Here is a 24,481-nt window from a genome sequence, read left to right as displayed (position 1 = left end):
TCGCAGGTGAAGATGGCGGTGTGGACGATCTCGACCTGTCGAACGAGACGCCGGTGGTCGTCAGGGCGGCCGCGGCGATCATGTCGATGCCGCGCGACGTGACGCGGCGCCGCGCCCTCACGGCCGACCTCGTCACCGAGCGGGGCTTCGTGCGGGTCGTCGAGCTCAGCGAGTCCTTCGGCGTCACCCCCGTCACGGCGCGCGCCGACCTCGACGCGCTCGAGCGCGAGGGCCTCGTGCGTCGCGTGCACGGCGGGGCGGTCCCCACCGGGGCGGGCCCGTCGGCCGAGGCGCGGCCCGAGCGCGAGCCGAGCTTCGAAGAGGCGCTCGCCGCCTCGGTCGTGCCCAAGCAGCTCATCGGCGAGCACGCGGCGTCGCTCGTGAAGAGCGGCCAGAGCGTCATCCTCGACGTCGGCACCACCACGCTCCAGGTCGCCCGCGCGCTGCGCGCCCGCGCCGACCTCGACGACGTCACGATCCTCACGAACGGCCTCTCGATCGCGCTCGAGCTCGAACCCGAGATCCCGCGGTTCACCGTGATCGTCACGGGCGGCACCCTCCGCCCCCGCCAGCACTCCCTCGTGCACCCGCTCGCGGGTTCGATCCTCGACGAGGTGCACGTCGACCTCGCCTTCATCGGCTGCAACGGCGTCGATCCGAGGCTCGGCGTCACCAACGCCAACCTGCCGGAGGCCGCCGTCAAGTCGCTCATGCTCGAGCGCGCCGCGCGAGCGGTCGTCGTCGCCGACGCGTCCAAGCTCGGCGAAGTGCACCTCGGCCGCATCGCGCCCGTCGACTCGTTCGACACCCTGGTGACGGATGCCGCGGCGCCCGCGATCCTCGTCGGCGAGCTGCGCGACGCGGGGCTCGAGGTGCTCGTCGCCCACGGCCCCGAGCACCCCTAAGGTGGTCTCCATGACCCACCCCACCGGCGATCAGTTCGTGCTCGAGACCTCGACCTCCACGGGTGACGTCCGGGCGACCGTCACGGCCGTCGCCGCCGGACTCCGCACGCTCTCCATCAACGACATCGACCTCGTGCCGGCCTACGGCGACGACGAGACCCCGCCGTCGGGCTCGGGCATCGTGCTCGTCCCCTGGCCGAACCGCATCCGCGACGGCGTGTGGCGTCACGACGGCCGCGAGTACCAGCTCGCGATCACCGAGCCCGCCCGCCACAACGCGATCCACGGGCTCCTGCGCTACGCCGAGTACACGCCGGTCGAGCAGGAGCGCGACACGGTCACGCTCGCCGCCACGATCTACCCGCAGATGGGCTACCCGTTCACGGTCCGCACGGCGGTGCGCTACGAGCTCGTCGCCGACGGGCTCAAGGTCACGCACTTCCTCGAGAACCTCGGCGGCGAGCCGGCTCCGGTCGCCGTCGGCACGCATCCGTTCGTCAAGATCGGCGACGTGGCGACGGAGGAACTGGTGCTCCGCCTCGACGCGTCGAGCCACATCGAGGTCGACGACCGCCTGCTTCCCACGGGCGAGGTGCCGGTCGACGACACCGAATGGGACTTCCGCGAGGGTCGGCGCGTGGGCGACGTGCAGCTCGACGACGCCTTCGGCGGCCTCGCAGCGGTCGACGGCACGGTCGAGCACACGCTCGTCGCGCCCGACGGCCGCACTGTGTCGGTCTGGGCCGACGACGAGTTCGCCTACGTGCAGGTGTACACGACCGAGAGCTACCCCGGCGAGAGCAAGGCCATCGCGGTCGAGCCGATGACGGCCCCGGCCGAGGCCTTCAACTCGGGCAAGGGCCTGCGCTGGCTCGACCCGGGCGAGCAGTGGGAACTCAGTTGGGGCATCCGCTTCGCCGGCTTCACGGCCGAGTGAGTCCGGCGGGCGCCGCGCTCCGACGCGCCGGCCGCTGACGCGGCGGCGGCCGATGCAGCGTCAGCCGACGCAGCTGCCCGAGTCGACCCGGTCGCTGAGCGACGGCGCCTCGTCGGCGAGCGGCTCGAGCGTGCCCACCGGCACGGCGAACCCGACGTTGTCGACCGTCTGCGACTTCGCGAACACGACGCCGCCGACGAGCCCGTCGCCCGTGAGCACCGGGCCGCCCGAGTTGCCGTGGTCGACGTCGGCCGCGAGCGTGACGACATCGCGCGACGAGCTCTCGCCGTCGATCGAGATCGTGATCGGCCCGGTCGCCATGACGCGCGCGGCCCTGAGCTCGAGCGGCCCGCCGAACGGGTAGCCGGCCACGGCGACGTCGGTCTCCGCCGCCGGCGCGTCGGCGAGGCCGAGCGGCGGCACCCCGAGGCCGTCGGTCGCGATCACGGCGAGGTCGTTCCGGGGATCGAACGCGACCACGCGTCCCGGGACGGGCCCGCGGCCCGGGGCCTCGACGAGCGGATCGTCGACCCCCGCGACGACGTGCGCGTTCGTGACCACCCGGTCCTCGGCGACGACGAAGCCCGACCCGGTGAGGTTGCCGCCGCACTCGTACGCGAGCCCGGTGATGCGCACGACGGATGCCGCGGCGGCGGACAGTTCGGGATCGTCGACGCCACCCGTCGGCAGTTCCGGCGCGACCGTCGGCCCGTCGAGCACCCCGACGAGCCACGGGATGGCGTCGCCGACCGCCGCGGTGCGCAGCTCCGCCATGAGCGCGCGAGCGGGCGGCGGCGTGACCTGCTCGATGCCGCGGACGACCCAGGAGCCGGCGACCGCGGGAGAGACGACGGGCACGCCCATGGTCGCGACGCCCGCCCCGACGAGGGCGATGACGAACGCGGTCGCCATGGTGTTCACGATCGCGCCGAGGATCCGGTCGACGATGCCGAGCTTGACCGCGTCGGCGCCGCGCCGGAGCGCGCGCCCGATCGAGGCGCCCAGCGTGAACCCGGCGACGAGCAGCAGCACCGCGACGGCGATGGCGACGGGCGCCCGCCACTCGGGCGCTGCGATGAACGACACGACCCACGGCATCGCGAAGTACGCGGCGATGCCGCCGGCGATCAGGCCGAGCAGCCCGCCCAGGCTGTGCAGCAGCCCGGCGCGCCATCCGTGCACGAGGGCGCCGATGAGCACGAGGATCAGCACGATGTCGAGGATCAGGCTCCAGGGCATGTGCGGCGCTCCGTTTCTGGTGGGAGGACCAGCCTCGCGCACGCGGCTCGGAGCACGCTGAAGGCGCCCGGGGTGGAAGCCCGGGCGCCTTCGGTGCGCTGCGGTACGCGGGTCACTGCGGCATGAGCACCGAGTCGATCAGGTAGACGGTCGCGTTGTCCGTCATGACGCCGCCGCAGATGACGTTCGCGTCGTTCACCATGAGTTCGTCGCCGGAGCCGGTCACCTCGACCGAGCCGCCCTGCACGGTGGCCAGGCCGCCGACGACCTCATCAGGCGAGAGCTGCCCGGGCACGACGTGGTAGGTCAGGATCGAGGTGAGCGTCTCGGTGTCGGTCTTCAGCGACTCGATCGTGGCCGGGTCGATCTTCGCGAACGCGTCGTCGACGGGGGCGAACACCGTGAACTCGTCGCCGTTGAGCGTGTCGACGAGATCGACGTCGGGGTTCAGCTGCCCCGAGACCGCGGCGACGAGCGTGGTCAGCAGCGGGTTGTTGGATGCCGCGACCGCCACGGGGTCCTGCGACATCCCCTCGACCGAGCCGGCGCCGTCGGGCACCTGCGCGGCGTAGTCGGCGCAGCCCGGACCGACCAGGTTCGCGGCAGGGTCGGCATCCATCTCCCCGGTGGCCATGGGCTCGTCGGTCATCGTCGTCTGGTCGTCGGTCGCGGCCTCGGGCTCGCTCGACGCGCCGGCGCTGCAGCCGGCGAGGCCGAGCGCGGCGACCGCGACGATCGAGAACGCGGCGAGTGCGGTGCGGTGCGAGCGGATGGTGGTTCGCATCGGTCTTCTCCTTCGACGTGTGCGGCCCGCCTCTCGGGGCCGTCATGGGGGTGTTCGGCATGCTCGCCGCGCCGGATTGGACCCTGCGGCGGCCCGGATCGGAGACCGCGGCGGCTCGCCGATCCGGGGGCTTCCCCCACCGACCGCTCAGGCAGCGTCGAATAGCGTCGATTGAATGACGACGACGATCGCGATCCGAACCGCCGCCGCCGCTGCCGACCCCGAGCTCACCGGCCTCGCCGCGTGGGCCGTGGACGTCATGGAGACCCTGGGTGCACCCGGGGCCGGCCTGGCCATCGCCCTCGAGAACCTGTTCCCGCCCTTGCCGAGCGAGGTGATCCTGCCGTTGGCCGGATTCACCGCGAGCCAGGGCTCGTTCGGGCTCGCCGAGGTGCTGATCTGGACGACCCTCGGCTCGGTCGTCGGCGCGCTCGCGCTGTACGGCATCGGCGCCGCGCTCGGCCGCGAGCGCACGCGCGCGATCGTCAAGGCCGTTCCGCTGGTCGACGTCGCCGATGTCGACCGCACCGAGGCCTGGTTCCTCCGGCACGGCCGCAGGGCCGTCTTCTTCGGCCGGATGATCCCGCTCTTCCGTTCGCTCATCTCGGTGCCGGCGGGCGTCACGCGCATGAACCTGGCGCTGTTCCTCGCCCTCACCACGATCGGCAGTGCCATCTGGAACACCGTGTTCGTGCTCGCCGGCTACCTGCTCGGCGAGAACTGGCACGTCGTCGAACCGTGGGCCGACGGGTTCCAGCTCGTCGTCATCGTGGCGGTGGTGCTGGCCGTCGCGGCGTTCGTCGCCAAGCGGGTCGTCCGCATCCGCGAGCACCGGCGTCGCGTCGCGCGCGGCGAGGCCGTCGAGGGCGGCATCTGAGCCGGGCTGCGGCGCGTCGCGGCCACCTGAGTACTACCGTGGAGGCGTGACCGGGCGTCCTCCGCGGGGTCGCCGTCGCATCGCTCCGAGCATGCGGCGGCCCGCCGGGGTGTCGCCGTGATCCCGACCACGTCCTTCGTCCGCAGCGGCGACGCCGACATCGCGTACAAGGTCGTCGGCGACGGACCGCGCGACCTGCTGCTCGCCTTCCCGCTCGTCTCCAACATCGACGTGTTCTTCGAGCTGACCGAGAACGCCGAGTTCGTGGATCGCCTCGCGCGGCTCGGTCGCGTCATCCTCTTCGACAAGCGCGGCACCGGAATGTCCGATCGGGGGACCGAGCCCGTCACGATCGAGCAGCACAGCGACGACCTGGTCGCCGTGCTCGACGCGGCCGGAAGCAGCCGGGCCGTCCTCCTCGGCTGGTTCGACGGCGGCGCTGCGTGCCTGGTGACGGCCGCTCGATTCCCCGGTCGCGTGGAGTCCGTCGTCGCGGCCGAGGTGCTCGCCGTCGGGCGACCGGTCGACGGATTCCCGTGGGGCTTCGCGCCGCGATTCGGCGAGGCGGCGATGCGCAAGCTGCTCACCTGGGGATGGGGCCAACCCGCGATGGTTCGATCGATGGTGCCCGAGTGGGCGCGCGACGCTCGGCTCATCGAGTGGGCCACGCGCTACATGCGTCTCTCCGCGGCCCCGAGTGCCGCGGCGAGGCTCCTCGACGACGCGCTGGCCCTCGACATCCGCGCGTACCTCGACAGCGTCGCCGTGCCGGTCCTCGTGATGCACGACCTGGACTACCCCGGGCTCCCGAGCGAGCCCCATCGCTGGATGGCGGAGGCGCTGCCGGACGGACGACTCGCGCTCACCCGGCACAAGGGGGCCGTGCCGCTCCTGATCCCGTCCGACGACCTGCTCGACGACATCGAGGAGTTCCTCGTCGGCACGCGCAGCGGAGGCCGCCGCGAGCTCGCCGGCATCGTCTTCACCGACGTCGTCGGCTCGACGGAGGAGCTCGCGCACTCCGGCGACGTGCACTGGCGCAACCTGCTCGCGGCGCATCGCGACTCGCTCCGGCGATCGCTCGTCCGGTTCGGCGGTCGCGAGGTGAACACCGCGGGCGACGGGTTCGTGGCCAGCTTCCCCCTTCCGTCGTCGGCCATCCGCTTCGCGCAGGAGGCCGTGGCCGAGGCGGCGGAGATGGACCTCGGCCTTCGCGCCGGCGTCCACTGCGGCGAGGTACTCGTCCGCGATGAGGACCTGATCGGGATCGCCGTCCACGTCGCGGCCCGGGTCGCGGCCCTCGCCGGCTCCGGCCAGGTGTTCGTCACCGACACCGTCCGGGTGGTCGTCGACGGCTCCGGGATCCCGTTCGCACCCGCGGGCGAGCACGAGTTGAAGGGCGTCCCCGGCGCGTGGCGCCTGTTCCGGCTGGAGGTCGCCACGTGATCCCTCCCACGCGGTACGCGAATCGCGAGGGGGTGGACCTCGCCTACAAGGTGTTCGGCGACGGCGAGCGCGACATCGTGCTCGTGTTCGCCTTCATCTCGAACGTCGACGTCTTCTGCGAGCTGCCCGAGCACCTCGAGTTCCTGGAGCGCCTGCAGGGACTCGGCGCGCGCGTGATCCTCTTCGACAAGCGCGGCACGGGGCTCTCCGACCGCGGCGGCCTCGACGCGACCGTCGAGGACCACGCCGACGACCTCATCGCGATCCTCGACGCCGCGGGCAGCCGCAGGGCGGCGCTCATCGGCTGGTTCGACGGCGGCGCGACGGCGCTCGTGGCGGCGGCGCGCCATCCGGATCGCATCGAGGCGGTCATCGCCTACGAGGCGCTGGCGGTCGGCCATGCCGAGGAGGACTTCCCGTGGGCGCTCGATCCCGCGTGGATCGCGAGCCTGATGGCCGGCCTCGATCCGTCGGAGTGGGGTCGCGGACGCGTGGTGCGCCAGTTCTGGCAGTCCGAGGGTGCGGAGCGGCTGGTCGCCTGGTGGGAGCGGTACGAGAGCATGTCGGCGACGCCGACCGCGGCGCGGCGCCTCGCCGAGGCGATCGTGCGGCTCGACATCCGGGCCTGCCTCGCCGACGTGCGCGCCCCGGTGCTCGTGCTGCACGACACCGGCCTCGACGGGATCGACGAGGCGCCGATGCGCTGGCTCGCGGACGCGCTGCCGCACGGCCGGTTGAAGCTGGTCCGCCGATCGTCCGTGCTGCCGGCCATCCTCCCGGACGGCGAGCTCGTCGACGAGATGGAGGAGTTCCTCACCGGCGCGCGCAGCGGCGGTCGCCGCGACGTGCTCACCACCGTCTTCACCGACATCGTCGACTCGACCGCCGCTCTCGCCCGCTTCGGCGACGAGCGCTGGCGCAGCATCCTCGCCGCGCACGACGAGGCGCTGCGGCGCGCGATCGCGCGGTTCTCGGGCACCGAGGCGAACACGACCGGCGACGGCATCGTGGCGACCTTCGCGCTGCCCTCCTCGGCGCTGCAGTTCGCCGAGGCGGCGGTGGCGGATGCCGCGGCGCTCGGGCTGACCCTCCGGGTCGGCGCGAACGCCGGCGAGGTGATCGTGCGCGAGGGCGAGCTCGTCGGCATCGCGGTGCACGCGGCGGCTCGCATCTGCGCCGCCTCCGACCCGGGCCGCGTCCTCGTGGGCGAGGCGGTGCGCCTGCTCGTGATCGGCTCCGCGTTCGTGTTCGAGGATGCCGGCGAGCACGAGCTGAAGGGCGTGCCCGGGCGGTGGCGGCTGTGGTTCCTGGTCCCGGATGGCGCGCCGGCGCCGGGCACGGACGCGCAGGCCTGACCGGCTCGCGGCGGGGCAATCCTCGTGGTCGGCCGCACCGAACCACGGTCGACCACCGTCCCGAGCAGGAGCCCCGCATGACCGTCGCGCTCGCCGTCCCGATCCCGTCCCGGGTGACGCCCCCGACCCGGCGGCGGTCGGCGGGGTCTGCCATGCTGGGACGCGTGGATGACGCGACGCCCCTGCCCGCGACATCCGACCCGACCCTCGAAGACCTGCTCGTCGCCGCCGCCACCGGCGACCGCGCCGCCTTCAGCACCTTCTACGACCGCACCGCCGCACGCGTGTTCGGGCTGGTGCGCCGCCTCGTCGTCGACCCCGCGCAGGCAGAGGAGGTCACGCAGGACGTCTACCTCGAGGTCTGGCAGACCGCGCCGCGGTTCGACGCGTCTCGCGGGTCGGCGATCTCGTGGATGTTCACGCTCGCCCACCGGCGCGCGGTCGACCGCGTGCGGTCGGCGCAGTCCGCTCGCGACCGCGACCTCCGCATCGGCGCGCGCGACGTCGACGTGCCCGTCGACACGGTCGCCGAGTCGGCCGAGGTGCGCATCGAGCACGAGCGGGCGCACGAGGCGCTCGCCGGCCTCAGCGAGCAGCAACGCGAGTGCGTCGCGCTGGCGTACTACGGCGGCCTGACCCAGGCCGAGATCGCCGAGCGGCTGGGCGTGCCGCTCGGTACCGTGAAGACCCGATTGCGCGACGGCATGATCCGCCTGCGCCGACTCCTGGGGGTGACCGCATGACCGAACCCGAGTCCGCCGGTCGGCCCGGGCCTGTCGACCCCGACGAGCTGCTCGCCGCCTATGCGCTCGACGCCGTGACCGACGAGGAGCGCGCGCTCGTCGAGCGCCGGCTCGCGGAGTCGCCCGAGGCGCGCGCCGAGGTCGAGGCGTACCGTGCGGCCGCGGGCCGGCTCGCCGATGCGGCGCCGCCCGTTGCGCCACCGCCGTCGCTGAAGGCGTCGCTGTTCGCGCGCCTCGACGAGGTGCCGCAGGTCGGGCGGGCGGATGTCACGGAGCCCGCGCCGGCGACGGCGCCGCCCGTCGCTGACGCGCCGTCCGCGTCCGGCGCGGAGGCGCCATCCGTCCCCGTCGCCCCCGGCCCCGCCGAGCGCGCCGCTCGCCGCCGCTGGTTCCAGCGACCCGTCGTGCTCGCGGCGTCCGCCGCGGCGGCCGTGCTGCTCGTCGCGGGCGCGATCGTCGGCCTCAACTGGGCCGGCCCCGCCGGCTGGGGTGCCCAGCGCGAGGTTCAGGCGATCGCCGCGGCGCCCGACGCGCAGACCGCAACGGTGCCGGCCGAGGGCGGCGGCGACATCACGCTCGTCTGGTCCGAGCAACTCGGCCGCTCGGCTGTGCAGGTCGCCGATCTGCCCGACGTCGGCGACGACCGCACGTACGAGCTCTGGTACATCGACGCCACGGGCGCGACGCCCGCCGGCACCTTCGACCCCGCCGGCGGATCCGCCTACGTCGTGCTCGACGGCGAGTTCGAGCCCGGACTCGTGGTCGGCGTCACCGTCGAGCCCGCGGGCGGCTCCGATGAGCCCACCACCGCCCCGATCGCCGCGTTCGAGACCTGAGACTCGGGGGTCGCGGCGCGTTCCGGGGGATCGGGCGCGTCGCGGCGTCCGTCCTCCCGTCGGCTAGGGTCTGAGATGGCCGTCACGGCCCGACCCGACCACCCCACGACGACGAGGAGTGACGCATGCGCGTCGGCATGTTCCTGAACTACGCCGGAGGCTTCCGCGAGGTCGCCGACGAGGTCGCCGAGCTCGAGGCGGCGGGCGTCGACCTGATCGGGGTGCCCGAGGCGTACTCGTTCGACGCGGTCAGCCAGCTCGGGTTCCTCGCGGCCCGTACCTCGCGCATGACGCTCATGAGCGGCATCCTGCAGTTGTACACGCGCACGCCTACGCTGACGGCGATGACCGCGGCGGGCCTCGACTACGTCTCGGACGGCCGGTTCGAGCTCGGCATCGGCGCCTCGGGCCCGCAGGTGATCGAGGGCTTCCACGGCGTGAAGTACGACGCGCCGCTCGGTCGCACGCGCGAGATCGTCGACGTGTGCCGCATGACGTGGCGCCGCGAGCCCGTCGTCCACCATGGCCGCCACTACGACATCCCACTGCCCGAGGGCGAGGGCACCGGCCTCGGCAAGCCGCTCAAGCTCATCAACCACCCCGTGCGCGAGCGCATCCCGATCACGGTCGCGTCGCTCGGCGCGAAGTCGGTCGAGCAGACGGCCGAGATCGCCGACGGCTGGCTGCCGATGTTCTTCCACCCCGAGCGCGCGCACGACGTGTGGGGCGCGTCGCTCGAGGCCGGCCGTGCCAAGCGCGCGCCCGAGCTCGGCACCCTCGACGTGTTCGCGAGCCCCGCCCTCGCGATCACCGATCGAGCCGATGCCGCGGCCGCCGCCGTCGCGGCGGTCAAGCCGAACCTGGCGCTGTACATCGGCGGCATGGGCGCGCGCGGCAAGAACTTCTACAACGACCTCATCGCGAGCTACGGCTTCGCCGACGCCGCGGCCACGATCCAGGACCTCTACCTCACCGGGCGCCGCGACGAGGCGGTCGCGGCGGTGCCCGACGAACTCGTGCACGCGATCTCGCTGATCGGGTCCCCGTCCGAGGTCGCCGATCGCCTCGCCGCGTTCGCCGCGGCGGGCGTCACCACGCTCACGGTCACGCCGCTGGCGCGGAACTCCGGGGAGCGCGTGGCGCTCATGTCGGGGCTTCGCCGACTCGTGGGCTGAACAGCGCGCGGCGTCGCTGCATCCACGGGCTCGCTCGGCTTCGTTCCACAATCGGTCGGTGTCCAGCCCCCGTTCGAGGGTGTAGGTCGTGCTGCGGCAAGCGCGTACGCTCAGTCCACCGCACGAGAGTGGCGCGGCAAGGGGAACCTGGGGAGGGGCCGCCGTGGCGGGGCGACGAGGCCTCTGATGCACTCGAGCCCCGCCGGGTGGTGCCCGGGCGGGCACGCCGCACGCCGCGCCGACCGCAACCCCCTGACTGCCGACACATCCGCCCGTAGCATCGGAGCGGAGGCCGTGCGCGGTGCGCCGCGGCCGGGGGAGGTCCGATGGCCCAGAACGTCCGGCGGCTCGCGTGCCCGCCCGAGGCCGTGTTCGACGTGCTCGCAGACGGATGGCTCTACCCGGTGTGGGTCGTCGGCGCCATGCGCATGCGCGACGTCGACCGCAACTGGCCCCGGCCGGGCGGGAGACTCCACCACTCGGTCGGGATCTGGCCGGTGTACCTCGACGACGTCACCGAGTCGCTCGAGTGGAATCCCCCGAGGCGCGCGGTGTTCCGGGCGAAGGGCTGGCCCGTCGGCGAGGCGGTCGTCGCCATCGAGGCGAAGCCGGCCGGGGGCGGATGCCTCGTGCGCATCGTCGAGGAGGCCGTCGAGGGGCCGGCGCGATTCATCCCGTCGTTCGTCAGGCAGCCCCTGCTGCATGTGCGCAACTCCGAGACGCTGCGTCGCCTGGGCTACATCGCCGAGGGCCGCTGGGAGGGCCGGTGACCGACGCGATCGATGTCGCCGTCGTCGGATCGGGACCCAACGGGCTCGCCGCGGCGGTCACGCTCGCCCGCGCGGGCCTCGCGGTGCGCGTCTACGAGGCCGCGTCGTCGCCCGGCGGCGGAGCACGCACCGCCGAGCTGACCCTCCCCGGGTACCACCACGACGTCTGCTCCGCCGTGCACCCGATGGCGCTCGCGTCGCCGTTCTTCCGGGCGTTCGGCCTCGAGCGGCGCATCGAGCTGCGCCTGCCCGAGCTCTCGTACGGACACCCGCTCGACGGCGGGCGCGCCGGGCTCGCGTGGCGCGACCTGGGCCGGACCGCTGAAGGCCTCGGCCGCGACGGCCGTGCCTACGCGCGCCTGCTCGGCCCGCTCGTCGCGCGCGACGACGAGGTGACCGAGTTCACGGGGTCGACGCTGCTGCGCGTGCCGCGCCATCCGTTCGTCGCCGCCCGCTTCGGGCTCCGCGCGATCGAACAGGGCTCGCCGGCCTGGAACGCGCGCTTCGACGAGGACGCCGCCCCCGCCATGCTCACGGGCGTCGCCGCGCACACCATCCGCCCGATGCCGAGCCTCGCGACGGCGGGCGCGGGCCTCGTGCTCGCCATGCACGCGCATGCGCGCGGCTGGCCGATCCCCGTCGGCGGCAGCGGCGCGATCGTGCGCGCGCTAATCGACGACCTCGTGGCGCACGGCGGCGAGGTGGTGACGGACGTCGCGATCGACGACCTCGCGGCGCTTCCGCGCACGCGTGCCGTCGTGCTCGACGTGACGCCCCGCGGGCTCGCGCGCATCGCAGGGCGGCGCCTGCCCGACGGGTACCGTCGCGCGCTCGCGCGGTTCCGGTACGGCAACGCGGCCGCGAAGGTCGACTTCGCGCTGTCCGGGCCGGTGCCGTGGGCGAACGCCGACCTCGCGGAGGCCGGCACGCTGCACCTCGGGGGCACGCGGGCCGAGATCGCGGCGGGGGAGCGGGACGTCGCGCGCGGGCGCCATCCGGAATCGCCGTACGTGCTGGTCTCGCAGCCGTCGATCGTCGACGCCACGCGCGCGCCCGACGAACGGCACACGCTGTGGACGTACACGCACGTGCCCGCGGGCTCGACGGTCGACCCGACCGACGCGGTCGTGCGCCAGATCGAGCGCTTCGCGCCGGGCTTCCGCGACCTGATCCTCGCCTCGGCGTCACGCACGGCCGTCGAGATGCAGGCCGAGAACGCCAACTACATCGGCGGCGACATCGCGGCGGGCGCGCCGACCATGCTGCAGCTGCTGCGGCGTCCGGTGCTCTCGCCCGACCCGTGGCGCACCCCGCTCGCGGGCGTCTACCTCGCGTCGGCGTCGACCCCGCCCGGGCCTGGCGTGCACGGCCTGGCCGGATGGCACGCCGCGCGCAGCGCGCTCCGCCACACCTTCGGCCTCACGGCCCCGACGAGCCTCGCGCCCTGATCCCGGGCGCACGCGGTCGCGGCGTGCATCAGTGCCCCCAGAGAGACTCGAACTCTCGACCCACGGATTAACCTGCTGCACTGGGTCTCCCCAGCCACCGCTCAGCGGCTTGCAGTCTGGACTATATCTTCACCTTCGGCCGAGCCGGTCAGGTGCGCCGCGTGTAGTCTCTGAGGTTCCCTTGCGGTTACCTGCTGATTGCCCAATCCCTCGGATTGTCACTGCCCATCGGGCGAGTACCTCGGGCTCTCAGGGTGTCCCAGCATATAGCGGCGGTCATCCAACGCATTTCGGCGCTGGCGCTCCATTGTTCTGTTGAAGTCCGTTGCTCTAACCAACTGAGCTATAGGGGCGTGACCACCATAACAAACCGGACCGGCTCGGTTCGGCCGCGTGCGCGCCCTCGTCGTGACCCCACTGACCATCCCGGTCGAATGTCTCCAGAAGCATGGACGGGCCGTCGCCGCACAGGTGGCGAAGACCCGTGCGAGGCACCTCGAGCGGATCGCCGAGTACCTGCTCGCCCATCCCTGCGTCGACTGTGGAGAAACGGATGTGCGGGTCATGGGTCGGAACCGGCGATCGACCGTCGCGCATGGTGCACGGGCCATCGAGTGATCGGCGCGTTCGACCGGGGGTCGACGAAACCGGTACCGCGATTCCGCCGACCGCGGAACCCGGCGCAGACGCCGGTTCGGCGGGGTATCGTGGCCCGCGATGAGCGCAGACTTCCACCGCCCCACGAGGTTCCCACCGACGATGTTCGAGGGGTACCTGGGAGCCGACGACCCGGCGCAGGTGAGCCGCGTGGCGCACGACACCGCCGCGGCGGTGCTCTCGCGCGTGCGCGCCGACCCCGACCCCGAGGTCGTGGCGCGGCTGGTGTCGTACACCGACGAGCACGGCATCGACGCGATCGCCGAGCTGTGGTCGAAGGCGTCGGCGAAGAGCCTGCCGGGCGCGCTCTGGCGGCTCTACCTGCTGCGCACCATGATCCGGCAGGATGCCGCGGGCGTGAGCCTCGCGTTCCAGCGCGGCAGCGAGGTATCGCGGACCATCGACCAGGTCGTGGCGGGCGCCCCCACGCCGGCGGGCCCCGCCGAGGTGCGCGAGCTCGCCGACGTGATCCTGCGCGGCGTGTTCTCGGGCGACTTCGCGGCGGCGCTCGAGCGGGCGGCGGCGTTCTGCCGCGTGGCGTCCACCGGGTTCGCGAGCCTGGCCGATGACGCGGATGCCGCCGACGCGGCCCACCCCGACCGTCCGGGCATCCTCACCCGCCGTGCCCTGCGCCTGCACTCGCTCGCGGAGGAACTGGCCGCGTGCGCGCGGCTCTGGCGGCACGAGAGCCTGGACTGAGCGCGGCCCGCGCGGACATTCGCGGTACGTGCTGACGCGCCGCCGCGCCATCCGCCCGACACGCCCGAGCCGCACGCCGACCCCCGCTCGGGAATAGGTCTCCGGAGCACCTCGTTTACACTTGTCGTGGCCGGTCGCAGTAACCCCGGGCTCCAATATTCGCCGCTCCGAGCGGCCTCGCGCCGAGAGGCGTTCTGCGGCCGGCCATATTCATGCCCGTCGCCCGCACACCGCGCCCGCTCCCCGCGACGACCGCTGCGGCGTAGCATCGGACCATGGCCGACACCATCACGTTCCTCGTCGAGCCGCTGCCGCACGATGCGACGCCAGAGTTCCTCGAGGCATCGTTCCGCGAGATCGAGGCCGGAGCTGCCGCGCTCGCCGTGAACGACTTCGCGCCACACCGCGGCGACGGCGTCTTCGAGACGCTCGCACTCATCGACGGGCACGTGCAGGAGATCGAGCCGCACCTCGGCCGGCTCGTCAACTCGGCGCGACTGTGCGACCTGCCCGAGCCGAACCTCGACCAGTGGCGTCTCATCATCCGCCGCGCCGCCGAGCGCGTCACCGGCCCGGGCGAGTTCGCGCTCAAGCTGGCACTGAGCCGCGGTCTCGACCCGGGGCCGAAGCCCACCGGCTGGGTCCACGTCACGCCGGGCGCAGACTTCCGCGAGGCGCGCGACCGCGGAATCCGCATCGTCACGCTCGACCGCGGCGTGTCCCGCGGAGCAGGGGACCGCGCGCCGTGGCTGCTGCTCGGCGCGAAGACGCTGAGCTACGCCTCGAACATGGCGGCCATTCGCGAGGCGAAGCGACGTGGCGCCGACGACGCGCTGTACGTCTCCTCGGACGGCTACGTGCTCGAGGGGCCGACGTCGAGCCTGCTCGCCAGGATCGGCGACACGGTGCTCACCCCTCCGCCCGCGGCGGGCATCCTGCACGGCACCACGCAGCGCAGCATCTTCGGTCACCTCGCCGAGCGCGGCATCGTGGCCGAGTACCGCGACCTCACGGTCGACGAGCTGCGTGCAGCGGATGCCGCGTGGCTGGTGTCGAGCGTACGCATGGCGGCGCCCATCGCCGAGCTCGACGGCTCGCCGATGCCGGTCGACCGCGAGGCCACCGACGAGCTCAACGCGTACCTGCTGAGCCCACGCGACTGACACGGTGCCGGGACGACGACGGCCCGGCCCCCGCGCGGGGGCGGGCCGTCGGTGCGCGACGCGCGTGGCGGATCAGCCGAAGCGGCCCGAGACGTAGTCCTCGGTCGACTTCTGCGACGGGTTCGAGAAGATCGTCGTGGTGTCGTCGTACTCGATGAGCTTGCCGGGCTTGCCGGTGCCCGCGATGTTGAAGAACGCCGTCTTGTCGGACACGCGCGAGGCCTGCTGCATGTTGTGGGTCACGATCACGATCGTGTACTCCTGCTTGAGCTCCTCGATGAGGTCCTCGATCGCGAGGGTCGAGATCGGGTCGAGCGCCGAGCAGGGCTCGTCCATGAGGATGACCTCGGGCGAGACCGCGATCGCGCGGGCGATGCAGAGGCGCTGCTGCTGGCCGCCCGAGAGGCCCGAGCCCGGGCGGTCGAGGCGATCCTTGACCTCGTTCCAGAGGTTGGCGCCCTGAAGGGACTGCTCGACGAGGTCGTCGGCGTCGGACTTCGAGATCCGCTTGTTGTTCAGCTTCACGCCCGCGAGCACGTTCTCCTTGATCGACATGGTCGGGAACGGGTTCGGACGCTGGAACACCATGCCGACCTGGCGGCGGACGAGCACGGGGTCGACCTCGGGGTCGTACAGGTTGTTGCCGTCGATCAGGACCTCGCCCTCGACGCGTGCGCCGGGGATGACCTCGTGCATTCGGTTGAGGGTGCGGAGGAACGTCGACTTGCCGCAGCCCGACGGGCCGATGAACGCGGTGACGGTGCGGGGCTCGATCTCGAGCGACACGCCCTCGACCGCGAGGAACTTGGAGTAGTAGACGTTGAGGTCACGGACCTCGATGCGCTTGGACACGACGTTTCCTTACTGGGGTGGTCTGGGGTCAGCGACCGTACTTGGGGGCGAAGAACCGCGCCACGAGGCGGGCGATCAGGTTCAGCGCCATGACGATGAGGATGAGCGTGAGGGCGGCCGCCCACGCGCGGTCGAGGTATGCCTCGGGGGGCGTGCCCTGGTTCGCGTACTGCGTGTACACGAACACCGGGAGCGACTGCATCCGGCCCTCGGTCATGTCGTAGTTCATGCTGTTCGTGAAGCCCGCCGCGATGAGCAACGGCGCGGTCTCTCCGATGACCCTGGCGATCGCGAGCATGATGCCCGTCGTGATGCCGGCGATCGAGGTGGGGAGCACGACCTTGACGATCGTCAGCCACTTCGGCACGCCGAGCGCGTACGCCGCCTCGCGGAGCTCGTTCGGGACGAGCCGCAGCATCTCCTCGCTCGAGCGCACGACGACCGGGATCATCAGGACCGCCAGGGCGACGGCGCCGGCGATGCCGGTGCGGGTGCCCGGGCCCCAGAAGATCGCGAACAGGGCGTAGGCGAAGAGGCCGGCGACGATCGAGGGGATGCCCGTCATGACGTCGACCAGGAACGTGATGCCGCGCGCGAGCTTGCCGCGGCCGTACTCGACGAGGTAGATCGAGGTCATGAGCCCGATCGGGATCGAGATCAACGCCGCCGTGCCGGTCATGAGCAGGGTGCCGATGATGGCGTGCAGTGCGCCGCCGCCTTCACCGGTGACGCTGCGCATCGAGTAGGTGAAGAACTCGGCGTCGAAGCGCGCGAGCCCGAACGTGACGACCGTGATCGTGAGCGACACGAGGGGGATCATCGCCAGGAGGAACGCGCCGGTGACGAGCGCGGTGACGAAGCGGTCCGTCGCGCGGCGGGAGCCCTCGACGATGCGCGAGAGCAGCGTGATCGTCGTGACGTAGACGAGCGCCGCGACGAGGAGCATGCCGACCCAGTTGAACTCGGCGCCCGCGAAGGCGATCACGCCGAACAGGCCGGCAGACACGAGCAGGCTCGCGCCGAGCACGATCCACGGTGCGCCGTTGGGGAGCTTGCCGGCCGTGAGCGAGTTGCTCACCGGCGAGGCCGCGGCGGGCGATCGCGTCTCGGGCGGGGTGATGGTCGTGGTCATCAGTTCGCTCCCGAGAACTCGGCACGGCGCGCGACGATCCAGCGGGCGATCGCGTTCACCGCGAAGGTGACGATGAAGAGGATGAGGCCCGTCGCGATGAGCACGTTGACGTTGATCCCGTACGCCTCGGGGAAGCTCAGGGCGATGTTCGCGGCGATGGTCGACGGGTTGACCGAGGTGAGCAGCTGGAACGTCACGGCGCCGGTGGCGGAGAGCACCATGGCGACCGCCATCGTCTCTCCGAGCGCCCGGCCGAGGCCGAGGACCGCGGCGGAGATGATGCCGGGGCGACCGAACGGGAGGACCGCGATGCGGATCATCTCCCAGCGTGTCGCGCCGAGCGCGAGCGCCGCCTCCTCGTGCAGCACCGGCGTCTGCAGGAAGACCTCACGGCTGATCGCCGTGATGATCGGGATGATCATCACCGCGAGCACGATCGCGGCCGTGAGGATGGTGCGACCGGTGCCGGACACCGGACCGGAGAACAGCGGGAACCAGCCCAGGTTCTCGACCAGCCAGGAGTACAGCGGCTGCACGGCGGGGGCGAGCACGCCGATGCCCCACAAGCCGAACACGACCGAGGGCACCGCCGCCAGGAGGTCGACGATGTAGCCGAGCACCGAGGCGAGTCGGCGCGGCGCGTAGTGCGAGATGAAGAGGGCGATGCCGATCGAGATCGGCAGGGCGATCAGCAGGGCGAGCGCCGCAGCCCAGATCGTTCCGAAGACGAGCGGGCCGACGTACGGCCAGAAGCTCGTGTCGAGGATGGAGGCATCCTCGCTCGAGGCGAAGAGCGCGGGGATGCTCTGGACGATGAGGAACGTCGCCACTGCCGCGAGCGTGACGAGGATCATCGAGCCGGCGAAGACTGCGGAGCGCGAGAAGACGCGATCACCGGGTCGCTGTTTCGCCCTGATCGGGGCGGTTGCGGTGCTCATCTGGCGAGTTCCTCTGATCTGATCGGGAAACAGGGCTGTGCCCGACCCCGCGTTCCGGTGGAAGCGACGGGGTCGGGCACGACCGTCTTACTGGATGGTGTCGATCGCCGCGACGGCCTGCTCGCGCAGGGTGTCGGAGATCGGGGCGGAGCCGGCGTTCTCGGCCGCGACGTCCTGGCCCTCGGCACTCGCGATGTACGAGAAGTACGCCTTCACGAGCTCGGCGGTGGCGGAGTCCTCGTACTGCTGGCACGCGATCGAGTAGGCGACGAGCACGACCGGGTAGGCGGGCTCGTCAGGCGTGCGGTCGAGCTCGAGCGAGAGGTCGCCGTCGGGGCGGCCCTCGACGAACGGCGACACGTCGACGATGGCGGCGGCGGCCTCCGGCGAGTACTCGAGGAACTCGTCGCCGACCTGCACCGCGACCGTGCCGAGGTCACCGGCGCGCGACGCGTCGGCGTAGCCGATGGTGCCGGTGCCGTTGGTCACCGCGTCGACGACCCCCGAGGTGCCCTGGGCGGCCTCGCCGCCCTCGAACGGCCACACGCCGTCGGCCTCGTAGGTCCACACCTCAGGTGCAGCCTGCGCGAGGTAATCGGTGAAGTTCTCGGTCGTGCCCGAGTCGTCGGAGCGGTGGACCGGGGTGATCGCCTGGTCGGGGAGCTCGACACCCTCGTTCGTCGCGGCGATCGCCGGGTCGTTCCAGGTGGTGATCGAGCCCGCGAAGATGCCGGCGATGGTGGCCGGGTCGAGGTTCAGCGAGTCGACACCCTCGAGGTTGAAGATCACCGCGATGGGCGAGATGTAGAGCGGAAGCTGGATGATCGTCGAGTCGGGCGCGCAGCCCGCGAAGCCGCCTGCGGCGATCTCCTCGTCGTTGAACGCGCGGTCGGAGCCCGCGTAGCCGCTCGCACCCTCGAGGAACGTGTCGCGGCCCGCGCCGGAGCCCGACGGGTCGTAGTCGATGGTCACGTCGGGGTTGGCGGTCTGGAACTCCGCGATCCAGGCCTGCTGGGCCGCGTCCATCGCCGACGAGCCGGCGCCGACGAGGTTGCCCGAGAGCGTCGACTCCGAACCGGCGTCGCCGTTCTCGGTGGCGCCGCCCTCGTTCGCCGCGCAGGAGCTGAGTGCGAGTGCCGCGGTCATGGCGATGACGGCGGGGGCGCCGAAACGCTTGAGGTTCACGTGAATTCCCTTCCGGGGTTCGAATGCAGGGGTTGGGGCCGGTGCCGACCCGCCTGCGACGCTAACCAGCGTGCGTGACGAGATTCCCCCACGACGGTGAACGGGAGGTGAACTGGGCCTGACCGGCCGGGATGCCGCGGCTGTGAGTCCGCCGGGACACGTGCACGCGCTCGGCGGCCGGCCGAACCCTCGTGCGGCTAACCGCGGATGGACTCGATCGCCTGCATCGCCCGCTCGCGCAGCGAACCCGAGATGGGCGCCGACCCGGCGCCGTCGGCGGCGGCCTGCTGGCCGTCCTCGCTCGCGATGTACGTCAGGTACTTCTTCACGACCTCGACGTTCTGCGGCGAGGCGTACTCCTCGCAGGCGATCAGGTAGCTGACGAGCACGATCGGATACACCCCGGCCTGCTCGGTCGTGCGATCGATGGCGATGGCCAGGTCGCCCTCGGCTCGGCCCTCCTCGAGCGGGGACGCGTCGACGATCGCCGCGGCGGCCTCGGGAGAGAAGGGCACGAACTCGTCGCCGACCCCGACGGCGACGGTGCCGAGGTCGCCGACCCGCGATGCGTCGGCATAGCCGATGGTCCCGACGCCGTTGCCCACCGTGTCGACCACGCCGGAATTGCCCTGCGCGGCCTCGCCTCCCGCGAACGGCCACACGCCGTCGGCTTCCCACTCCCAGATATCGGGCGCGGCGGCGTTCAGGTAGTCCGTGAAGTTCTCGGTCGTTCCGGAGTCGTCGGATCGGTGCACCGCCGTGATGGGCAGGTCGGGCAGCGTCACCCCTGGATTCGTCGCAGCGATCGCCGGATCATCCCACGAGACGATGTCGCCGGCGAAGATGCCGGCGATCGTCGCGGCGTCGAGGTCGAGCGCCTCGATGCCATCCAGTCGGAAGACCACGGCGATGGGAGAGATGTACAGCGGCAGCTCGAGGACCGTCGAGTCGGGCGCGCAGCGGCCGAAGCGTCCGTCCTCGAGCTCGTCCACCGTGTAGGCGCGGTCCGACCCGGCGAAGTCGCTCGCACCTTCCATGAACGTGTCCCGGCCTGCGCCCGAGCCCGACGGGTCGTAGTCGACGGTGACACGGGCGTGCGCCGTCTGGAATCCCGCGACCCACGCCTGCTGCGCGGCGCCCTGCGCCGACGAGCCCGCGCCGACGATGTACCCCTCGAGGGTCGACCCGGTGTCGTCGAGCCCCATCTCGTTGACGGCGCAGGACGAGAGGACGAGTGCGGCAGCCGCGGCGAGCGCGGCGGACGCGAGCGGGCGCGTGCGATTCACGGGAATCCTTCGGGAGGCGGACACGGACGAGCAGGGGATCGGCGGCCGATTCGGACCCGCCATCGAGTGAACAGCGAAACCGAGTCGGGTGAACGGAAGGTGAACACTGCCCGTCGTGAGCGTGTGCGGAACCTGCGCATCCCCTGCATTCCGGCCTGGGCCGACGGGCTCAGGCCCTCGGCGCGTGGGTCTCGATCGCGATGATGCCCGACGACGGGTTGGTGGCCGAGAGGTGCACGACGCTGAACTCGCCCACCTCGAGCCCCGCGGCATCCGACACGTAGGAGCCCAGGGGAGTGCCCGTCGCGAGCGCGATCTCGCGCATGATCTCGGGCAGCACCGGGCCGTGGCTGCAGATGACGGCCGTCTTGCCCACGCGCACGCGCTTGCCGATCACCCGGCGCACCTCGTCGTTGCCGGCCTCCCACGCGTCCTGGCTGATCCCGTCGTCGCGCTTGACGGTCGCGCCGGTCGCGGCGGCGAACGGCGCGACGGTCGTCACGCACCGGACCGCCGGACTGGAGACGAGCTTCTTCGGTGCCCAGGCCGCGAGCATCCCGACGAGTGCCGAGGCCTGCGTCACGCCGCGCTCGACGAGGGGCCGCGTCGTGTCGCTGCCCTTCCAGGCACCGCGCGCCTGCGCCTTGCCGTGGCGCAGCACGATCAGCGCGAAGGTGGCGGTGACGCCCTGCTCGACGAGGGCGCTGAAGTTGTCGAGGATCTCGCGGTCGGGCTCGTAGCTGAGGTAGCTGCGGGCGCGCTTGATCGTGACCCACTCGAGCGCGGCGATCTCGGCGTTGGGCCGGAAGGTCGAGCGATGCACGGCCTTCTCGGTGACGCGCGCCGCCCAGTAGTGCACGATCTTCTCCCGGCCGCTCGGCATCGCGTACCGCGAGACGCCGAGCGGAACGCCGAGCGCGACGCGCAGCCCGGTCTCCTCCGCGATCTCGCGCACGGCCGTCTCGGGGAGGGTCTCGCCGGGATCGACCTTGCCCTTGGGGATCGTGACGTCGCCGTAGACCGTGCGGTGCACGACCAGCACGTGCACGCGACCGTCGATGACGCGCCAGCAGACCGCGCCGGCCGCGTACACGGCGGTCGCGACCTGGCTCATCGGCGCTTCACCGTTCGCGTGCTGCGGTGGGCGGTGCGCTGGATCCGCAGTTGCTGCAGGTCGTCGAGCGGACGACCCGAGTCGTCGGTGGAGTGCCTCGTCCAGATGCCGTCGCCGTCGAGGTGCCACGAGCTCGTGTGCCCGCTCATCGCCTCGTCGAACAGCGCGCCGATCTCGGCGACGTGGTCGGGGTCGACGAGCCGCACGAGCGCCTCGACGCGGCGGTCGAGGTTGCGGTGCATCATGTCGGCCGAGCCGATGTAGACGACCGGGTCGCCGTCGTTGTGGAACGAGAACACGCGCGAGTGCTCGAGGTAGCGGCCGAGGATGGAGCGCACCGAGATGTTCTCGCTCAGCCCGGGGATGCCGGGGCGGAGGCTGCAGATGCCGCGGACCCACACCTCGACGGGCACGCCCGCGTTGGACGCGCGATACAGCCCGTCGATGATGGCCTCGTCGACCATAGAGTTGACCTTGATGCGGATGCCGCTGGGTCGCCCGGCCTCGGCGTTGCGGGTCTCCTGGGCGATGAGCTTGAGCAGGCCCTTGCGCAGGTGCAGCGGCGCGACGAGCAGGCGCTTGAACTTCTTCTCGATCGCGTAGCCCGAGAGCTCGTTGAAGAGCCGGGTCAGGTCCTTGCCGACCTGGTCGTCGGCGGTGAGGAGCCCGAGGTCTTCGTAGATCCGGCTGGTCTTGGGGTTGTAGTTGCCCGTGCCGATGTGGCTGTAGTGGCGGAGGCCGGTCTTCTCCTGGCGGATGACGAGCGCGAGCTTGCAGTGCGTCTTCAGCCCGACCAGGCCGTAGACCACGTGCACGCCGGCCTTCTCGAGCTTGCGGGCCCACGTGATGTTCGCCGCCTCGTCGAAGCGGGCCTTGATCTCGACGAGTGCGAGCACCTGCTTGCCGGACTCGGCGGCATCGATCAGTGCCTCGACGATCGGGCTGTCGCCCGACGTGCGGTAGAGGGTCTGCTTGATCGCGAGCACATCGGGATCGGCGGCGGCCTGCTCGAGGAAGGCCTGGACGCTCGTCGCGAACGACTCGTAGGGGTGGTGCAGCAGCACGTCCTTCCGCGAGACCGCGGCGAAGACATCGGCCTGACGGTTCGGCTCGGACGGCATCAGCTGCGCGTTCGTGGTGGGCACGTGCGTGGGGTAGTGCAGGTCGGGGCGATCGATCCGGGCGAGGTCGAAGAGGCCGCCGAGGTCGAGCGGCGCCGGAAGCCGGTACACCTCCTGCTCGGTCACGTCGAGTTCGCGCACGAGGAGCCCGAGCGTGACCTCGTCCATGTCGTCGGAGATCTCGAGGCGGATGGGCGGGCCGAAGCGCCGGCGCAGCAGCTCCTTCTCGAGCGCCTTGATGAGGTTCTCGGTCTCGTCCTCCTCGATCTCGACATCCTCGTTGCGGGTGACGCGGAAGACGTGGTGGTCGAGGATCTCCATGCCGGGGAACAGGTCGCCGAGGTGGTTGGCGATGAGCTCCTCGAGCGCGATGTACCGTGCGTCCTCCACGGATTGGGCGAGGTCGACCCGAACGAACCGGTGCAGCATCTGGGGCACCTTGACGCGCGCGAACTCCTGCCGGCCGGTGCGGCTGTTGCGCACGCGGACCGACAGGTTCAGCGAGAGGCCCGAGATGTAGGGGAAGGGGTGGGCCGGATCGACCGCGAGCGGCATGAGCACGGGGAAGATCTGCGCGCTGAAGAACTCGTGCAGGTGCTCGCGCTCGGATTCGTCGAGCTCGTCCCACGAGATGACGTGGATGCCCGCCTCGGAGAGCGCCGGCTTGACGAGCTCCTGGTAGGCGGCCGCGTGGCGGGACTGCAGCTCGTGCGCCTTCTTCGAGATGTCGGCCAGCACCTCGTGCGGGGCGCGGCCGATGTTCGTCGGCACGGCCAGCCCGGTGTTGATGCGGCGCTTGAGGCCCGCGACGCGGACCATGAAGAACTCGTCGAGGTTCGAGGCGAAGATCGCGAGGAAGTTCGCGCGCTCGAGCACGGGCAGGCGCGGGTCCTCGGCGAGCTCGAGCACGCGCTGGTTGAAGGCGAGCCAGCTGAGCTCGCGATCGAGGTAGCGCTCCGCGAGCAGCTCGGGCGCGCCGTCGATGTCGAGCGGTTCGAAGTCGTCGTCGAAGTCGCTCGCGGTGCGGTCGTCGTCGAGGGTGCTCTCCGCGGTCATCCCCACATCATGCCATCGGCCTGCGACGCGGGGGTGAAGCGGATGTCACCGGGCGGTGACGTTCGCGTCGCGGTCGTCCTCCTCGTGGACGTTGAAGCGGTAGCCGACGTTGCGCACGGTGCCGATGAGGCTGTCGAGGTCGCCGAGCTTGGCGCGCAGGCGCCGGACGTGCACGTCGACCGTGCGCGTGCCGCCGAAGTAGTCGTAGCCCCACACCTCGCTGAGCAGCTGCTCCCGCGTGAACACGCGGGAGGGGTGCGCGGCGAGGAAGCGCAGGAGCTCGAACTCCTTGTAGGTGAGGTCGAGCGTGCGGCCGTGGACCTTCGCCGAGTAGCTGGCTTCATCGATGACGACGCCGGAGGTCTGGATGCGCTCGGCGGGCTGCGTGGCCTGCGCCCGTCCGATCGCGAGCCGGATGCGCGCGTCGATCTCGGCGGGGCCGGCGTGCTCGAGCACGACGTCGTCGATGCCCCAGTCGGGCGTGACCGCGGTGAGGCCGCCCTCGGTGACGACGAGCAGCAGCGGCACCGAGAGCCCCGTGGTGCGGAGGATCTGCGCGAGCGCCTTGGCCCCGGCGAGGTTGGTGCGCGCGTCGAGGAAGACGAGGTCGGCCTCGGGCGCGCGCACGAGCTGGTCGGGTGACGCGGGGATCACGCGCACGCGATGCGTCAGGAGAGACAGGGCCGGGAGAACGTCATCGTTGGCTGCCGGCGTCAGGATCAGCAGCTGCGCCACGAGCACCCTCCAGTAGTAAGGTGCGGTC

General features: G+C 71.8%; 22 protein-coding genes. 12 read left to right on the top strand and 10 right to left on the bottom strand.

From position 1 onward, the window contains the following. Positions 1-20: 20 nt before the first annotated feature. Together AC3RKB_RS00580 and AC3RKB_RS00575 are read left to right on the top strand one after the other, a co-directional pair. Positions 21-905, top strand: coding sequence for a DeoR/GlpR family DNA-binding transcription regulator (locus AC3RKB_RS00580; protein ID WP_491434041.1), 885 nt, complete (start codon positions 21-23; stop codon positions 903-905). 10 nt (positions 906-915) lie between these two features. Next, positions 916-1,842 (top strand): aldose 1-epimerase family protein, encoded by a 927-nt coding sequence (locus AC3RKB_RS00575; protein WP_491434040.1) that lies wholly within the window; start codon positions 916-918, stop codon positions 1,840-1,842. A gap of 60 nt (positions 1,843-1,902) precedes the next feature. Here the strand turns inward: AC3RKB_RS00575 and AC3RKB_RS00570 are convergent, their stop codons facing one another. Both AC3RKB_RS00570 and AC3RKB_RS00565 read right to left on the bottom strand, forming a co-directional pair. Further along, positions 1,903-3,081, bottom strand: coding sequence for a MarP family serine protease (locus AC3RKB_RS00570; RefSeq protein ID WP_491434039.1), 1,179 nt, complete (start codon positions 3,079-3,081; stop codon positions 1,903-1,905). Between the two features lie 112 nt (positions 3,082-3,193). Continuing rightward, a complete protein-coding gene (locus tag AC3RKB_RS00565; protein ID WP_491434038.1) occupies positions 3,194-3,865 on the bottom strand; it encodes a fasciclin domain-containing protein in 672 nt (223 codons plus the stop codon). A gap of 175 nt (positions 3,866-4,040) precedes the next feature. Here AC3RKB_RS00565 and AC3RKB_RS00560 point away from each other — a divergent pair, with 175 nt between their 5' ends. The 10 genes from AC3RKB_RS00560 (at position 4,041) to AC3RKB_RS00515 (ending at position 15,034) form a co-directional block, all read left to right on the top strand. Further along, a complete protein-coding gene (locus AC3RKB_RS00560; RefSeq protein ID WP_491434037.1) occupies positions 4,041-4,742 on the top strand; it encodes a DedA family protein in 702 nt (233 codons plus the stop codon). 117 nt (positions 4,743-4,859) lie between these two features. Next, complete coding sequence (locus AC3RKB_RS00555; RefSeq protein ID WP_491434036.1) at positions 4,860-6,188, top strand: alpha/beta fold hydrolase; 1,329 nt, start codon at positions 4,860-4,862, stop codon at positions 6,186-6,188. Beyond that, complete coding sequence (locus tag AC3RKB_RS00550; RefSeq protein ID WP_491434035.1) at positions 6,185-7,543, top strand: adenylate/guanylate cyclase domain-containing protein; 1,359 nt, start codon at positions 6,185-6,187, stop codon at positions 7,541-7,543. The genes AC3RKB_RS00555 and AC3RKB_RS00550 overlap by 4 nt, the downstream gene beginning before the upstream one ends. Positions 7,544-7,695: 152 nt before the next feature. After that, complete coding sequence (gene sigK, locus AC3RKB_RS00545) at positions 7,696-8,286, top strand: ECF RNA polymerase sigma factor SigK (protein ID WP_491436722.1); 591 nt, start codon at positions 7,696-7,698, stop codon at positions 8,284-8,286. Next, positions 8,283-9,122, top strand: a complete 840-nt coding sequence (locus tag AC3RKB_RS00540; RefSeq protein WP_491434034.1) for an anti-sigma factor — start codon at positions 8,283-8,285, stop codon at positions 9,120-9,122. Before sigK ends, AC3RKB_RS00540 begins: the two co-directional genes overlap by 4 nt. Before the next feature lie 125 nt (positions 9,123-9,247). After that, the gene (locus AC3RKB_RS00535) at positions 9,248-10,297 is read left to right on the top strand and encodes an LLM class F420-dependent oxidoreductase (protein WP_491434033.1); all 1,050 of its coding nucleotides are present in this window, start codon (positions 9,248-9,250) and stop codon (positions 10,295-10,297) included. Positions 10,298-10,623: 326 nt separating this feature from the next. Next, positions 10,624-11,067, top strand: coding sequence for an SRPBCC family protein (locus AC3RKB_RS00530; protein ID WP_491434032.1), 444 nt, complete (start codon positions 10,624-10,626; stop codon positions 11,065-11,067). Then, positions 11,064-12,515, top strand: coding sequence for a phytoene desaturase family protein (locus AC3RKB_RS00525; protein ID WP_491434031.1), 1,452 nt, complete (start codon positions 11,064-11,066; stop codon positions 12,513-12,515). The genes AC3RKB_RS00530 and AC3RKB_RS00525 overlap by 4 nt, the downstream gene beginning before the upstream one ends. 717 nt (positions 12,516-13,232) lie before the next feature. Continuing rightward, the gene (locus AC3RKB_RS00520; RefSeq protein ID WP_491434030.1) at positions 13,233-13,871 is read left to right on the top strand and encodes a DNA-directed RNA polymerase subunit beta; all 639 of its coding nucleotides are present in this window, start codon (positions 13,233-13,235) and stop codon (positions 13,869-13,871) included. Between the two features lie 275 nt (positions 13,872-14,146). Then, positions 14,147-15,034: an aminodeoxychorismate lyase gene (locus AC3RKB_RS00515; protein WP_491434029.1), complete on the top strand. Its 888-nt coding sequence runs from the start codon at positions 14,147-14,149 to the stop codon at positions 15,032-15,034. A gap of 72 nt (positions 15,035-15,106) precedes the next feature. Here AC3RKB_RS00515 and pstB read toward each other — a convergent pair whose 3' ends face one another. The 8 genes from pstB to AC3RKB_RS00475 all read right to left on the bottom strand — a co-directional run bounded on the left by pstB (position 15,107) and on the right by AC3RKB_RS00475 (position 24,453). Beyond that, a complete protein-coding gene (pstB, locus tag AC3RKB_RS00510; RefSeq protein ID WP_491434028.1) occupies positions 15,107-15,886 on the bottom strand; it encodes a phosphate ABC transporter ATP-binding protein PstB in 780 nt (259 codons plus the stop codon). 28 nt (positions 15,887-15,914) lie between these two features. Next, entirely contained in the window at positions 15,915-17,018 is a 1,104-nt protein-coding gene (pstA, locus tag AC3RKB_RS00505) for a phosphate ABC transporter permease PstA (protein ID WP_491434027.1), read from the bottom strand. Further along, positions 17,018-17,956: a phosphate ABC transporter permease subunit PstC gene (gene pstC / locus AC3RKB_RS00500; RefSeq protein ID WP_491434026.1), complete on the bottom strand. Its 939-nt coding sequence runs from the start codon at positions 17,954-17,956 to the stop codon at positions 17,018-17,020. Before pstC ends, pstA begins: the two co-directional genes overlap by 1 nt. A gap of 87 nt (positions 17,957-18,043) precedes the next feature. Then, complete coding sequence (locus AC3RKB_RS00495; protein WP_491434025.1) at positions 18,044-19,141, bottom strand: phosphate ABC transporter substrate-binding protein PstS; 1,098 nt, start codon at positions 19,139-19,141, stop codon at positions 18,044-18,046. A 197-nt stretch (positions 19,142-19,338) separates the two neighbouring features. Then, positions 19,339-20,427 (bottom strand): phosphate ABC transporter substrate-binding protein PstS, encoded by a 1,089-nt coding sequence (locus AC3RKB_RS00490; protein WP_491434024.1) that lies wholly within the window; start codon positions 20,425-20,427, stop codon positions 19,339-19,341. Between the two features lie 169 nt (positions 20,428-20,596). Then, positions 20,597-21,541: an NUDIX hydrolase gene (locus tag AC3RKB_RS00485; RefSeq protein WP_491434023.1), complete on the bottom strand. Its 945-nt coding sequence runs from the start codon at positions 21,539-21,541 to the stop codon at positions 20,597-20,599. After that, complete coding sequence (locus tag AC3RKB_RS00480) at positions 21,538-23,718, bottom strand: RNA degradosome polyphosphate kinase (RefSeq protein WP_491434022.1); 2,181 nt, start codon at positions 23,716-23,718, stop codon at positions 21,538-21,540. Before AC3RKB_RS00480 ends, AC3RKB_RS00485 begins: the two co-directional genes overlap by 4 nt. 45 nt (positions 23,719-23,763) lie before the next feature. Next, positions 23,764-24,453 (bottom strand): response regulator transcription factor, encoded by a 690-nt coding sequence (locus tag AC3RKB_RS00475; RefSeq protein ID WP_491436721.1) that lies wholly within the window; start codon positions 24,451-24,453, stop codon positions 23,764-23,766. Positions 24,454-24,481 lie beyond the last annotated feature (28 nt).

This window comes from Agromyces capsici (assembly GCF_058349965.1).
This window is presented reverse-complemented; position numbering and strand designations above follow the sequence as displayed.

Bases quoted from the DNA above. Each gene is read 5' to 3' on its own strand.
- sigK (WP_491436722.1), top strand. From the start codon at position 7,696: ATGCTGGGACGCGTGGATGACGCGACGCCCCTGCCCGCGACATCCGAC.
- AC3RKB_RS00570 (WP_491434039.1), bottom strand. From the start codon at position 3,081: ATGCCCTGGAGCCTGATCCTCGACATCGTGCTGATCCTCGTGCTCATC.
- AC3RKB_RS00515 (WP_491434029.1), top strand. From the start codon at position 14,147: ATGGCCGACACCATCACGTTCCTCGTCGAGCCGCTGCCGCACGATGCG.
- AC3RKB_RS00565 (WP_491434038.1), bottom strand. From the start codon at position 3,865: ATGCGAACCACCATCCGCTCGCACCGCACCGCACTCGCCGCGTTCTCG.
- AC3RKB_RS00485 (WP_491434023.1), bottom strand. From the start codon at position 21,541: ATGAGCCAGGTCGCGACCGCCGTGTACGCGGCCGGCGCGGTCTGCTGG.
- AC3RKB_RS00530 (WP_491434032.1), top strand. From the start codon at position 10,624: ATGGCCCAGAACGTCCGGCGGCTCGCGTGCCCGCCCGAGGCCGTGTTC.
- pstC (WP_491434026.1), bottom strand. From the start codon at position 17,956: ATGAGCACCGCAACCGCCCCGATCAGGGCGAAACAGCGACCCGGTGAT.
- AC3RKB_RS00560 (WP_491434037.1), top strand. From the start codon at position 4,041: ATGACGACGACGATCGCGATCCGAACCGCCGCCGCCGCTGCCGACCCC.
- pstA (WP_491434027.1), bottom strand. From the start codon at position 17,018: ATGACCACGACCATCACCCCGCCCGAGACGCGATCGCCCGCCGCGGCC.
- AC3RKB_RS00575 (WP_491434040.1), top strand. From the start codon at position 916: ATGACCCACCCCACCGGCGATCAGTTCGTGCTCGAGACCTCGACCTCC.
- AC3RKB_RS00535 (WP_491434033.1), top strand. From the start codon at position 9,248: ATGCGCGTCGGCATGTTCCTGAACTACGCCGGAGGCTTCCGCGAGGTC.
- AC3RKB_RS00540 (WP_491434034.1), top strand. From the start codon at position 8,283: ATGACCGAACCCGAGTCCGCCGGTCGGCCCGGGCCTGTCGACCCCGAC.
- AC3RKB_RS00520 (WP_491434030.1), top strand. From the start codon at position 13,233: ATGAGCGCAGACTTCCACCGCCCCACGAGGTTCCCACCGACGATGTTC.
- AC3RKB_RS00480 (WP_491434022.1), bottom strand. From the start codon at position 23,718: ATGACCGCGGAGAGCACCCTCGACGACGACCGCACCGCGAGCGACTTC.